This window comes from Mycolicibacterium gilvum (assembly GCF_900454025.1).
Lineage (GTDB): Bacteria > Actinomycetota > Actinomycetes > Mycobacteriales > Mycobacteriaceae > Mycobacterium > Mycobacterium gilvum.
The window spans coordinates 5,318,613-5,331,602 of sequence record NZ_UGQM01000001.1; the positions used below are offsets into that span (position 1 = coordinate 5,318,613).

12 protein-coding genes are annotated in these 12,990 nt (G+C 69.5%); 4 read left to right on the forward strand and 8 right to left on the reverse strand.

Annotated elements, in window-relative coordinates; genetic code table 11:
- Positions 1-14: 14 nt before the first annotated feature.
- Positions 15-623, reverse strand: a complete 609-nt coding sequence (folE, locus tag DYE23_RS25020; protein WP_115328452.1) for a GTP cyclohydrolase I FolE — start codon at positions 621-623, stop codon at positions 15-17.
- Positions 624-645: 22 nt separating this feature from the next.
- Complete coding sequence (gene ftsH, locus DYE23_RS25025; RefSeq protein WP_115328453.1) at positions 646-3,030, reverse strand: ATP-dependent zinc metalloprotease FtsH; 2,385 nt, start codon at positions 3,028-3,030, stop codon at positions 646-648.
- Between the two features lie 228 nt (positions 3,031-3,258).
- Here ftsH and DYE23_RS25030 point away from each other — a divergent pair, with 228 nt between their 5' ends.
- On the forward strand, positions 3,259-4,206 hold the full coding sequence (locus DYE23_RS25030) for an alpha/beta fold hydrolase (RefSeq protein ID WP_172527839.1): 948 nt from the start codon (positions 3,259-3,261) through the stop codon (positions 4,204-4,206).
- Between the two features lie 21 nt (positions 4,207-4,227).
- Positions 4,228-4,962: an SIMPL domain-containing protein gene (locus DYE23_RS25035; RefSeq protein ID WP_011892311.1), complete on the forward strand. Its 735-nt coding sequence runs from the start codon at positions 4,228-4,230 to the stop codon at positions 4,960-4,962.
- A gap of 13 nt (positions 4,963-4,975) precedes the next feature.
- On the opposite strand, the gene DYE23_RS25040 is transcribed toward DYE23_RS25035, so the two are convergent.
- Genes DYE23_RS25040 through dacB form a run of 5 tightly spaced genes read right to left on the reverse strand, consistent with a single transcriptional unit; the run spans position 4,976 to position 11,210 of the window.
- The gene (locus DYE23_RS25040; RefSeq protein WP_115328454.1) at positions 4,976-7,195 is read right to left on the reverse strand and encodes a molybdopterin-dependent oxidoreductase; all 2,220 of its coding nucleotides are present in this window, start codon (positions 7,193-7,195) and stop codon (positions 4,976-4,978) included.
- Between the two features lie 21 nt (positions 7,196-7,216).
- A complete protein-coding gene (gene hpt, locus DYE23_RS25045; RefSeq protein ID WP_013472904.1) occupies positions 7,217-7,792 on the reverse strand; it encodes a hypoxanthine phosphoribosyltransferase in 576 nt (191 codons plus the stop codon).
- Between the two features lie 9 nt (positions 7,793-7,801).
- Positions 7,802-8,770, reverse strand: coding sequence for a tRNA lysidine(34) synthetase TilS (tilS, locus tag DYE23_RS25050; RefSeq protein ID WP_115328455.1), 969 nt, complete (start codon positions 8,768-8,770; stop codon positions 7,802-7,804).
- A complete protein-coding gene (locus DYE23_RS25055; protein WP_115329099.1) occupies positions 8,749-9,831 on the reverse strand; it encodes an Rv3626c family coenzyme F420 biosynthesis-associated protein in 1,083 nt (360 codons plus the stop codon). Before DYE23_RS25055 ends, tilS begins: the two co-directional genes overlap by 22 nt.
- Complete coding sequence (dacB, locus tag DYE23_RS25060) at positions 9,831-11,210, reverse strand: D-alanyl-D-alanine carboxypeptidase/D-alanyl-D-alanine endopeptidase (RefSeq protein ID WP_115328456.1); 1,380 nt, start codon at positions 11,208-11,210, stop codon at positions 9,831-9,833. The genes DYE23_RS25055 and dacB overlap by 1 nt, the downstream gene beginning before the upstream one ends.
- Before the next feature lie 118 nt (positions 11,211-11,328).
- On the opposite strand from dacB, the gene DYE23_RS25065 reads away from it, so the two are divergent.
- Together DYE23_RS25065 and DYE23_RS25070 are read left to right on the forward strand one after the other, a co-directional pair.
- Positions 11,329-11,814, forward strand: coding sequence for an inorganic diphosphatase (locus tag DYE23_RS25065; protein WP_011892305.1), 486 nt, complete (start codon positions 11,329-11,331; stop codon positions 11,812-11,814).
- A gap of 76 nt (positions 11,815-11,890) precedes the next feature.
- Positions 11,891-12,412, forward strand: a complete 522-nt coding sequence (locus DYE23_RS25070) for a 2-oxo-4-hydroxy-4-carboxy-5-ureidoimidazoline decarboxylase (protein WP_011892304.1) — start codon at positions 11,891-11,893, stop codon at positions 12,410-12,412.
- A 98-nt stretch (positions 12,413-12,510) separates the two neighbouring features.
- Here the strand turns inward: DYE23_RS25070 and DYE23_RS25075 are convergent, their stop codons facing one another.
- Positions 12,511-12,894, reverse strand: coding sequence for a hypothetical protein (locus tag DYE23_RS25075; protein ID WP_013472909.1), 384 nt, complete (start codon positions 12,892-12,894; stop codon positions 12,511-12,513).
- Positions 12,895-12,990 lie beyond the last annotated feature (96 nt).

Below are 12,990 nucleotides of genomic sequence, written 5' to 3' on the forward strand. Positions count from 1 at the left end.
CTGCACGGCACAGGTCACTTCCGCAGGATCAGGTCCAGGGCTTCGGCGCGGGACGCCTTGTCGGTCTTGAACTGTCCGCGCACCGCGGAGGTCGTCGTCACCGCCCCGGGCTTGCGGATGCCGCGCATCGCCATGCACAGGTGCTCGGCCTCGATCACCACGATGGCGCCGCGCGGATCGAGCTTGCGCATCAACGCGTCCGCGATCTGTGCGGTGAGCCGCTCCTGCACCTGCGGTCGCTTGGCATACAGGTCGACCACGCGCGCCAGCTTGGACAGCCCGGTCACCCGGCCGTCGACCCCGGGGATATAGCCGACGTGCGCCACCCCGTGGAACGACACCAGGTGATGTTCGCAGGTCGAGTACATCGGGATGTCCTTGACCAGCACCATCTCGTCGTGCTGCTCGTCGAACATGGTCGTGAGGACCTCGTCCGGATCGGTGTAGAGGCCGCCGAAGATCTCCCGGTAGGACCGCGCCACCCGGGCGGGCGTGTCCCGCAGACCCTCCCGGTCGGGATCCTCACCCACCGCGATCAGCAACTCCCGCACCGCGGCTTCGGCGCGGGCCTGGTCGAAATCGGGGGTGGTGAGCGTGGCCGAGTGGTTGTGCGACCGCGTCATCGATGTCTCCGTTCGGGGGTTATCAGCCGTTCGCCGGGCCGTTGCGGTTAGTGTCCCCGCGATCGGTGTCCCTGCGCTCTGTGTCCCTGTGCCCGTTCTCCCTGCCCCTGTCCTGACCGGGATCGTCGGTCGGGGTCGGCGCAGGCGCACCGCCGTGCGGAGCGTGCTGCCCGGGCTGCGGGTACGGCTGGTAAGTGGGGTAACCGGGGTAGGCCGGCGTCGGCGCGTTGCCCTGCCAACCCTGGTGCTGGGGCGGGCCCGGATACCAGTAGCCCTGCTGCGGCGGGGGCTGCTGCTGTTGCGGGCCGCCGGGCGGCGGGGGCCAACCGGGAGCGTGCCAACCGGCCGGGGCGCCGTAGTCGGGGCCCGGGGCGTGCGCACCGTTGGCGCCGTTACCGCCGTTCTTGGGGGCCGCCTCGGCGGCAGCCTGCGACGCCTGGGCGATCGCGGTCTTGAATGCGGGCTCGGGCACCGGCTTGGGCCAGGGCTCACCGCGTTCGATCGCGAGCTCACCCGGCGTCTTGATCGGCGGCTTGTCCGACGGCACGCGGCCGCCGAAGTCGTCGAACATCGTCAGCCGGGGGCGCTTCTTCACGTCGCCGAAGATCGCCTCGAGCTCGACCCGGTGCAGCGTCTCCTTCTCCAGCAACTCACCGGCGAGGGTGTCGAGGACGTCGCGGTACTCGGTCAGGATCTCCCACGCCTCGGTGTGCGCGGCCTCGATCAGCTTGCGGATCTCGTCGTCGATGATCTGGGCGACCTCGTGGCTGTAGTCGGCCTGGTTGCCCATCGTGCGGCCCAGGAACGGGTCGCCGTGCTCGCTGCCGTAGCGCACGGCGCCGAGCTTGGAGCTCATTCCGTACTCGGTGACCATGGCCCGCGCGATCTTGGTGGCCTGGTCGATGTCGGACGACGCGCCGGTCGTCGGCTCGCGGAAGACGAGTTCCTCCGCCGCGCGTCCGCCCATCGCGAACACCAGACGGGCGATCATCTCCGAGCGGGTCATCAAGCCCTTGTCGTCCTCGGGCACCGCCATCGCATGACCGCCGGTGCGGCCGCGGGCGAGGATCGTGACCTTGTAGATCGGTTCGATGTCGGGCATAGCCCACGCCGCCAGCGTGTGGCCGCCCTCGTGGTAGGCCGTGATCTTCTTCTCGTGCTCGCTGATGATGCGGCTCTTACGGCGCGGACCGCCGACGACGCGGTCGACGGCCTCTTCCAGCGCGGGCCCGGTGATGATCGTGCCGTTCTCGCGGGCGGTCAGCAGCGCCGCCTCGTTGATCACGTTGGCCAGATCGGCGCCGGACATGCCGACGGTGCGCTTGGCCAGACCCTCCAGGTCGGCGTCCTCGGCGATCGGCTTGCCCTGCGAGTGCACCTTCAGCACCGCACGGCGTCCTGCCAGGTCCGGGCTCGACACCGGGATCTGCCGGTCGAAACGGCCCGGCCGCAGCAGCGCCGGGTCGAGGATGTCGGGCCGGTTGGTCGCCGCGATCAGGATGACGCCCTGGCGGTCGCCGAAGCCGTCCATCTCGACCAGCAGCTGGTTGAGCGTCTGCTCGCGTTCGTCGTGACCGCCGCCCAGGCCGGCGCCGCGCTGGCGCCCGACGGCGTCGATCTCGTCGACGAAGATGATGCAGGGGCTGTTCTGTTTGGCCTGCTCGAACAGGTCGCGCACCCGGGACGCGCCGACGCCGACGAACATCTCGACGAAGTCCGAGCCGGAGATCGTGAAGAACGGGACACCGGCCTCGCCGGCCACGGCGCGCGCGAGCAGCGTCTTGCCGGTGCCGGGCGGGCCGTAGAGCAGCACACCCTTGGGGATCTTCGCGCCGAGCGCCTGGTAGCGGCTCGGGTTCTGCAGGAAGTCCTTGATCTCGTAGAGCTCCTCGACCGCCTCGTCGACGCCCGCGACGTCGGCGAACGTGGTCTTGGGCATGTCCTTGGACAGCATCTTGGCCTTGGACTTGCCGAACCCGAAGCCCATCCGGCCGCCGGACTGCATCCGGGAGAACAGCACGAACAAGGCGACCAGCAGCAGCAGCGGAAGCATGTAGATGAGCAGCGTGCCGAAGATGCTGCTCTGGTTGACCACGGTGTTGGTCTTGATGTTCTTGTCCTGAAGCGACTCGAACAGCGTCGCGCCGTACCCGGTCGGGTACTTCGTGAGGATCTGCGTGCTGTTCTCGGTGTCGCCGTTGCCGTTCTTCAGCTCGAGACGGAGCTGCTGCTCACGGTCGTCGATCTGGGCGCTGTTGACGTTGTCGCCGTTGATCTGCGCTATCGCGATGGTGGTGTCCACAGGCTTGTAGCCGCGGGTGTCGTCGCTGAAGTAGAAGAACGACCAACCCAGCAGCAGCACCACGGCGATCACCGTGAGTGTGCGGATCACATTCTTGCGGTTCATGCGGAGGTGCAGTTCATGTCGGGAGTCCGGTTCATCAATGTGTGCGGCCGACGGTAGGTTCCGCCGGCCCAATCCTTCCAATACATGCAGTTGGAATAGTCAAGGCTACCGCTAGACCAACGTTTGGCAGTTCCCGGAGTTCACGGAGGGAACCGATCAGGGCCGCCAGTGTGAACTCTCGGTCGTGAAACCGGGAAATGCGCGACCCTGGTTTCACTCTCGACGAGAGTGGGGGCCATGCAATCGCGGATGGTCCACACCAACGGCATCACGCTGCGTGTCTTCGAAGCGGGTGAGCGCAGCGCGCCGGTCGTCGTGCTCTGCCACGGCTTCCCCGAGCTCGCATTCACCTGGCGTCATCAGATCAGCGCGCTGGCCGCCGCGGGCTTCCACGTGCTGGCACCCGATCAGCGCGGGTACGGCGGCTCCGACAAACCCGGCGACGCCGGCGTCTACAACGTCGCCGAGCTCACCGCCGACGTCGTCGGTCTGCTCGATGACGTCGGTGCCGAACGGGCCGCGCTCGTCGGCCACGACTTCGGCGCCGTCGTGGCCTGGGGCGCGCCCCTGCTGGAACCGGACCGCTTCTCGGCGGTCGCCGGGCTGAGCCTGCCGCCGGTGCCGAGGCCGCAGGTGCCGACCACCCAGGCGTTCCGCCGCGTCTTCGGCGACCGGTTCATGTACATCCTGTACTTCCAGGAGCCCGGTCCCGCCGACGCCGAACTCGCCCGCGACCCGGCGACGACGTTCCGGCGATTGTTCGCGTTGACGACCGGCGGCGCCGAGATGGTCGGGGACGCCGGCCCCCAGGGATTCTTGGATCGCATCCCCGAACCGGGCGGCCTTCCCGACTGGATCAGCCAGGCAGATTTCGACGTCTACGTCGACGAGTTCACCCGCGGTGGCTTCACCGGCCCACTGAACTGGTACCGCTGCTTCGACCGGAACTGGGAGCTGACCGCCGAGACACCTGCCCCGACGATCGAGGTGCCCGCGCTGTTCGTCGGCGGCACCGAGGACGCCACGCTGGCCTACACCCCGCGTGACCGGGTGCGGGAGGTCGTCACCGGCGACTACCGCGAGGTGATGATCGACGGTGCGGGCCACTGGCTCACCGAGGAGCGGCCCGACGAGGTCTCGCGGGTGCTCGTCGACTTCCTCACAACGGTGCGCTGAGTCGGCGCTAGGGTGCCTGGCATGCCGATCCCAGCACACGCGAAGACCGTCAGGAACTCTTTCATCGCCGCCGCCGTCGCAGCATTGACGGTGGCCGGATCCACCGCGTGCGACGCGCGCAGCACCGCACCGGCGCCCGGCACCGACAGCAGGCAGGTCACCGTCGTCGGTGCGGGAGAGGTGCAGGGCACCCCGGACACCCTCACGGTCAACGCGTCGATGGAGTTCCTCGGCCCCGACGCCACCGCCGCGATGAACCAGACCAACGAACGTCAGCAGGCGGTCATCGACGGCCTCGTGGGGCTGGGCATCGACCGCGCGGACATCGCCACCACCGCGGCCGACCTGCAACCGCAGTACGGCTCCAACGGCACGGCGATCGCCGCGTACCGGGCGACGAACACCGTCAACGTCACGATCCGGGACCTGGCGCAGGCGTCCGACGCGATCAGCCTCGTCGTGAACACCGGCGGCGACGCGGCGCGGATCAACTCGATCGCGTACTCCATCGAGGACGACTCCGAGCTGGTCCGCGATGCGCGGGCGCGCGCGTTCGAGGACGCCAAGGACCGCGCGGGCCAGTACGCCGAGCTCTCGGGGCTGAGTCTGGGCAAGGTCATCTCGATCGCGGAGTCCGGCGGGGCCCCGCCCCCGGTCCCGATGCAGGCGCCGCGCGCGATGGAGGCTGCGGTGCCGATGGAGCCCGGTCAGCAGACGGTCGGCTTCTCGGTGACGGTGGTCTGGGAGCTCACCTGACCCACCCGACGGGTCAGCTCGCCGGGCCGACCACCACCGGGATCCCGTTGAGCACCGCGGTCCCCGACAGCGGGTCCAGCAGCGACCCGTCGTTGAGCTGATTGGCGTTGACGCCGGGCGCACGGGCGGCCAGTTTCTGGCCGGTGCCGTCGCGGTCGTGGCCCCAGCCGTGGGGCAGCGACAGCACTCCGCGACGGATGTCGTCGGTCACCTCCACCGGCACCACCAGTTCCCCGCCGGGGCCCTTGACGATCGCGGTGTCGGTCAGCCCCAGATCGGCGGCGTCGTCGGGGTGGATCTGCAGCGTGCACCGGTTGGTGCCGCCGGTCAGGGCCGGCAGGTTGTGCATCCAGCTGTTGTTCGAGCGCAGGTGCCGCCGCCCGATCAGCACGAAGCCGCCGCCGCGGCGTCCCAGCGCGTCACGCAACCGCGCCACATCCGAGATCAGTTGCGGCGGTGCGAGTTCGATACGGCCCGACGGGGTGCGCAGCAGGTCCGGCAGACGGGGCTGCAGCGGACCCAGGTCGATGCCGTGCGGTGCGTCCTTGAGCTTCGCCAGGGTGAGCCCGTCGGGGCGGGCGCCGAACGCGTCGCCGTAGGCCCCGACGCGCAGCATCATGTCGAGGCGACGCTCGTATCCCGGCCCGTCGGGCAGCATCGCGATCAGATCGTCGACGGCACGCCCGGCCACCGGCGAGGTCGCGTCGGCGGTCTCCTTGCTCAGCGTGGTCGTGATGACCTGGTCGTCGACCAGGGCCGGGTCGGCGTCGTGGCCGAGTCCGTAGAGCACCAGCGCGATCCTCGACAGGATCTGTGCCTCGTCGGGACGTCCGTCGAGCGGCAGCGCCGGCGGTGAATAGCGGGCGTTGTTGCGCACGGCCAGCGCGTTGAGCGCGACGTCGAAGTGCGGGGCGCGCGACGGCGGCGGGGGCGGCAGGATCACGTCGGCGTGCCGGGTGGTCTCGTTCAGATAGGGGTCGACGCTCAGCATGAAGCCGACGCCGGCCAGTGCCCGGTCCAGCCGGTCACCGTCGGGTGCGGACAGCACGGGGTTGCCCGCGATGGTGATCATCGCCTTGATCTGTCCGTCACCGGGTGTCTCGATCTCCTCGGCGAGCGCCGGGGTGGGCAGCTCCGAGAGCACCTCCGGGTAGCCGGACACCCGGCTGTGCCAGCGGCCGATGCTGAACCCGCGACCCGGTCGGTGCCCGCGCGGGGCGGGTGCGGTCGGCGACATCGGGAACATCGCCCCGCCGGGCCGGTCGAGGTTGCCGGTCAGGGTGTTGACGACGTCGACCAGCCAGCTGCCCAGGGTGCCGAACTCGACGGTGGACGTCCCGATCCGCCCGTACACCGCGGCGGTCGGCGCGGCCGCCAGCTCGCGGGCCAGCGTCCTGATCTGGTCGGCGTCGATCCCGCAGTACGCGGCGACGGTGTCCGGGTCGAAGGCCGCGGCCAGGTCGCGCACCTCGTCGAGGCCGTTGACGAAGTCCTGCACCGAGCCGAGGTCGACGAGGTTCTCGTCGAACAGCACGTGCACGATCGCGAACAGCAGCGCCGCATCCGTTCCCGGCCTGGGCGCGAGGTGACGGTCCGCGAGCTCGGCGGTGCGGGTGCGGGCGGGATCGATGACGACCAGCCTGCCGCCGCGCTTGCGGAGCCTGCGCAGCTTGCCGGGGAAATCGGCGGCCGTGGCCAGGCTGCCGTTGGACACCAGTGGATTGGCGCCGATGATCACCAGATAGTTGGTGCGGTCGAGGTCGGGGACGGTGAACGCGACGGGACTGCCGAACATCAGGCCCAGCGACACATGCTTGGGCATCTGGTCGAGCGTGCTCGCCGAGAACACCTGGCGGGTACCGAGACCCCGGACGATCAGCGGCGGATACAGCGACCCGGCGACGGTGTGGGCGTTGGGGTTTCCGAGATAGACCCCCACCGACGCGCCGCCGTGCTCGCGGATCGCCCCGGACAGACCGTCGGCCATCGCCGCGAACGCCTCGTCCCACGTCGCCTCCCGCAGGACGCCGTCACGGCGGACCAGCGGCGCCGACAACCTGTCGGGATCGTTGTCGAGCTCGGCGAAACTCGCGCCCTTCGGGCAGAGGAAACCGGCGGAGAAGACGTCGTCGCGGTCCCCGCGCGCACCGACGACGCGGCCGTCGTCGATGGTCAGGGTCAGACCGCAGGTGGCCTCACAGAAGGGGCAGATGCGCAGAGCAGTGTCGGCCATCCCGTCATCATGCGCCGAGATCTAAGGTTCGTACACCTTCGGATCGAGCGTGCCGATGTAGGGCAGGTCGCGGTAGCGCTCGGCGTAGTCGAGGCCGTATCCGACGACGAACTCGTTCGGGATGTCGAAGCCGATGTATTCGACGTCGAGTTCGGCGCGCACCGCCTCCGGCTTGCGCAGCAGGGTGCACACCCGCAGCGACTTCGGCCCGCGGGTGGCCAGATTGCGCAGCAACCACGACAGGGTCAGCCCGGAGTCGATGATGTCCTCGACGATCAGCACGTCGCGGCCGTTGATGTCGCGGTCGAGGTCCTTGAGGATGCGCACCACACCGGACGACGAGGTCGACGAACCGTAGGAACTGACGGCCATGAATTCCAGCTGGGTGGGCAGCGGGATGGCCCGCGCCAGGTCGGTGACGAACATGACCGCGCCCTTGAGCACGGTGATGAGCAGCAGATCCTGCCCGGATTCACGGTCCTGGTAGTCGTCGGCGATCAGCGCCGCCAGTTCCGCGGTCTTGGCTCTGATCTGATCTTCGGACAGCAACACCGACTTGATGTCCCCGGAATACAAGTCGGCGGTATGCGCAGGCACACCGACAGCCTAGCCTTGCCGTTGCGCGACCGGTTCGCGGTACATCCCCAACCGGTTCCGGTTGCGCGCAACGAAAAGTCGTTCGCGGGTCAACCCGCCGGGTACCGCGACGCCGCCCTGTCCGTGCCAGTCGGTGATCAGGGCGTCCACGGCACGCAGGTGCGTGTCGGTGAGGTCGCGCGCGCCCGCGGCGAGCAACCATCCGCGGACCGCCCGGCGGCGCAGCGCCGCGGGCAGGTCCGCCAGCGCGGTCACGTCGAGGTCGGCGTCCCCGGGTGCGACCGCCTCGGCGGCCAGCGCGTCGAGGACGTCGGTGTCCTCGCGCAACGCGGCGGCGGTGCGCGCCAGCGCTTCGGCGACCCCGCCGCCGAGTACGTCCTCCAGCAGCGGCAGCACCTCGGTGCGCAACCGCACCCGCGTGTACCGGGGGTCGAGGTTGTGCGGATCCTGCCAGGGGTTCAGGCCCAGTTCGGCGCAGGCGCGGTGGGTGGTGTCCCGGCGCACCCCGAGCAGCGGACGGCCCCAGGGCGGGTCGTAGGGACGCATCCCCGCGATCGAGCGCGGGCCCGATCCGCGTCCCAACCCCAGCAGCACCGTCTCGGCCTGATCGTCGAGGGTGTGCCCCAGCAGCACCGGCTTACCCTCACGGGCGTCGTCGAGCGCCCGGTAACGCGCCGTACGCGCCGCCGCCTCGGGGCCACCTTCCGCACCGACGCTGACCGGAAGCACCTGCACGGCAACGCATCCCAGCGCCAGCGCCTGCTCCCGCGCGGCGGCGGCGACATCAGCAGAACCGGGTTGCAGTCGATGGTCGACGATCAGCGCCGTCGTCGGGTGCAGTGTCGCCGCGACGGCGGTCAGCGCCAGCGAATCAGGCCCGCCCGACAACGCCACGCACCACGGCGGCGCGACGCGATGGGTCCGGGCAAAGTCGACCAGCGCCGTACGCAGTTCGACTACAGGACCCGATCGATCCATCTCTGCGGCTCGTCGATCTCCCGGGGCTGCGGCAGGGTGTCGGCGTCGGTCCAGATGGCGTTGAACCGCTCCATCCCGACCTTGCCGACGACCTCGTCGACGAACGCCTTGCCCTTCGTGTACTGGCTCATCTTCGCGTCGACACCGAGCAGGATCCGCAGAAGGCGTTGCAGGGGTGGCTGTTTGCGCTGCCGCCGCTGGTCGAACCGCTGCCGGATCGTCGCGACCGACGGCACCACCGCCGGCCCCACCGCGTCCATCACGTGTTCGGCGTGCCCTTCGAGCAGGGTGCCCAGAACCAGGAGCCGGTCGAGCGCCTGGCGCTGAGGCTCCGACTGCACCGCCCGCAGCAGTCCGATGATCCCGGTCGAATTGAGTTCGGGCTCACCGTTTTTCACGACGACCTGATGGTCGCGGACGTAATCGGCGAGCCTGCCCACCATCTTGGTCAGGTCCTCCCCGCCGTCCTCGGTGAGCACCGCGAGCGCCCCCGACATGTGCTCGGCGAGCCACGGATTGGCCCGGAACTGCACCCGGTGGGTGACCTCGTGCAGGCACACCCACATCCGGAAGTCCTCGGGCACCACCCGGAGTTGACGTTCCACGGCGATCACGTTCGGATACACCAGCAGCAGCTCACCGTCGCCGGAGAACGGGTCGTACTGGCCGAGAATCCCCGACGACACGAACGCCAGCACCGCGCCGGTCTGCGCGCCCGCGATCCGTCCGGTGATCATGCGCGGCTTGACGTCGCGGTCGTGGGTTCCTCCGGTCATCGCGCGCATCGACTGGGTGGCGGCCCGGATCCAGTCCGGGCGGTTGACGATCCGGGCCTCCGGGATCTCGCCGCCCTCGATCAGACCGGTCACTTCCCGCACCGGGATCTCGGAATCGCGTGCCGATTGGGCCAACTGCTCGATCGCCTGCCGGCGCGTGTAGTCGGTCGCCTTCGGTTCCTGGCGGGCGAGCTTCCCGCCGACGGTGGCGGCGAGGTTCCAGTCCACGGCGTGCCCGACGGAGAACCGCGATGTGCCGGAATCGGAGTGCGTCTTCGGTGTCATCAACGGCATCCACAGGATCGGAGGGTGGCGGCGAACGCGTCCAGCGACGTCCGCCCGGTGGGTCCGGCGTCGTTGGACAGCAGCGCGAAGGTCAGCACCCGGCCGCTCTCATCGGTGACGATTCCGGCCAGCGTGTTGGTTCCGGTCAGCGATCCGGTCTTGGCGCGCAGGTATCCCAGTGCGGCCCTGCCGGATTCGGTGTCGTGGTAGCGGTTCGACATCGTGCCGCTGCCACCGGCGATGGCCAGCAGGTCGACCAGCGGGCGCAGCGCCGGGGTGGACTCCCCCGCCGCGGCCTGGATGATCTCGTCGAGCGTTTCGGCGGTCAACCGGTTGTCGACGGACAGCCCGCTGGAGTCGAGCAGCCGCGCGCCGCTGGTGTCGATGCCGGCGTCGTCGAGCGCGTCCTCGACCGCCTGGGCGGCGCCGGCGAAGCTCCTCGGACGGTTCCGCGCGTCGGCGACCTCGCGGCCGATGGATTCGGCCATCACGTTGTCGGAGGCGTGCATCATCTGCCGCAGCCGCTCCATCAGTGGCGCCGACTGCACCGACGCGATCTCGTCGCCGTCGGGGGCCGAGCGACCGGGCGGCAACACGGTGACCTTCGCGGGGTCCAGGCGCAGCGCGGTGGCCAGCGCCCGACCCGCGTCCAGCGCCGGGGTCCGCGAGCGCCGCGACTCCACGCTCACGGGCTGGGTACGCCCGCCGTCGAGCATGATCGCCTCCATCGGGGCGATGTCGCCGCCGTCGATGTCGAGCGGATCCCAGCCCGGCGCCATCGTCGGTCCCGTATAGAAGCTGACGTCGACCTGGACGGACCTGACGTCGACCCCGCTGCGCCGGACCTGATCGGCGAGATCGGAGATGCGCGCCGCATCGCGGTACCAGGTGTCCTCCTTCGCCGGCGCCGCCGACAAGGTCTGGTCACCGCCGGCGACGAGCACGATGACGCCGGGGGACGTCGACACCACCCGGGTGGTCAGGCGCGCGTCGCGGTCCAGTGTCACCAGGGCGGCCGCGGCCGTCAGCAGCTTGTTCGTCGACGCCGGCTGCATGGGCACGTCCGCACCCTGCGCCCACAGCTGCTTCCCGGTCAGCGCGTCGGTGATCCGTCCGGTGAACCTGCCCAGGTTCGGATCGGCGGCCACCCCGCGCAGCGCGTCGGCCAGGCCCCGTTCGGTGGGGACGTCCGCGGAGTCCGAGACGGTGATGACGCCGGGATCGGCGGTCGCCGGTGCGGGAACGGGGTCGACGGCCACGTTCTCGTCGGACTCTCGGCCGGCCACCAGCGCGGCCGCCGCGACCAGGACGACCACCAGCAGTGCGACGACCGCCCCGACCACCACATACGTGGACCGCCGCCACCCGGTGGGCCGCATGAATCTCCTGCTCTCGAACGACTGGCCAGAACCACCCCTGTAGAGCAGCGTATCCCTCGTTTAATGTTGACCCGCGTCGTCAGCAGACGCCCCTGTCCCAGCGCACTAGGAGTCACGCGTGCAGTTCGACGTCCTCATCGAGATCCAGAAGGGTTCCCGCAACAAGTACGAGGTGGACCACGAGAGCGGCAAGGTCAAGCTGGACCGCTATCTGTTCACGTCGTTCGGCTACCCGACGGACTACGGCTACATCGAGGACACCCTCGGCGAGGACGGCGATCCGCTCGACGCGCTGGTGTTGCTCCCCGAGCCCGTGTTCCCCGGCTGCATCGTCGAGGCGCGTCCGGTCGGCATGTTCCGGATGGAGGACGAGAAGGGCGGCGACGACAAGGTGCTGTGCGTGCTCGCCGATCCGCGCTGGGACCACATCCAGGACATCGGCGACGTGTCGGACTTCGAACTCGACGCGATCAAGCACTTCTTCGTCCACTACAAGGACCTGGAGCCGGGCAAGTTCGTCAAGGCCGCCGACTGGGTGGGCCGCGAAGAGGCCGAGGCCGAGATCAACCGGTCCATCGAGAGGTTCAAGACCGAGGGGCACTAGCTCACACGGGACAGAAGTTTGCGTGGCCGTAACACGGCGTAACGCCCGCGCTGCGTGACGCGCCGATCATGGCGATGTGCTGCTGCATCAGGGAATAGGCCTCGACGCGTTCAACGCGATGCCGATGCGCCGCGCCGTGCACGCGGTGTTCGAATGCTGTTACAGCGTGCCGCTGGCCGCCGACCTGTGCCGGGCACGCCCGTTCGCCGACCACGAGCAGCTGTTCGAATTCGCCGACGACCTGCTGTTCGGGCTGTCCGAGGAGTCGATCGACTCGATCCTGCAGGCGTACCCCGATGTCGGGCGACGTCCGGGAAGCGAGAAGTCGCAGGCCGAGCAGTGCGCCATCGTCGACGAACGCCCGGAGATGATGGCCGATCTCGCCGCCGCCTCGGCGGCCTACCTCGACCACTTCGGCTTCGGGTTCGTGATGTTCGTCAACGGCTATCGCGCCGACGAGGTCCTCTACACGATGCGTGACCGGATGCACCACGACCGCGACACCGAGCGCAAGATCGTCCGCAACGAGCTGGCCCGGATCAACCGGACACGGCTGGCACGGATGCTGGGCCCCGAGGGCGGCTACGACAACTGGTGACGGAGTGTGAGCACGCGAAGGTGGGCCTTGTGCACGCACTTTCGTCGATTTCCGTGCATATGCCCCACGCTCGGCGGGCCGGCGGGGACCCGCCGGATTCAGGACGCGCGCGGCTGGTCTCGCCCGGTGAGACGTCCGAGGATGTCGCGTCCGACCGTCTCGACGTCCTGGCGCGGTGACGCGGGTATCAGCGTGACGCCGTCGGCCACGCCGGCCGAGGCGATGTCGGAGATCAGATTGGCCAGGCCGTCGAGGGTGCCGACGTAGTGCACCGTGTCGGCATCGGTGTCCGTCGCCGGTCCGCGCACCCGCTGTGCGGCGCGGAAGTCGCCGGCCACCGACACCGTCACGTCGAGGATGACGGCGACGTCGCGGGCGTCTTCCCTGATCCTGGCGCACACCTTGCGGGCCTTCTGCAGGTCCGGGGCCGCGACGCGGACGATCTGCTGGTCACCGCGCTGATTGTCGGTGAGCTCGCTCACGCCGCCAGGTTCATCGGGATCAGGCAGAAAAAGCCGCACCCGGCCACGCTATCCAGCCGGCCGGGTGCGGTGAAAGTGCTGCGATCAGCGTGAGTG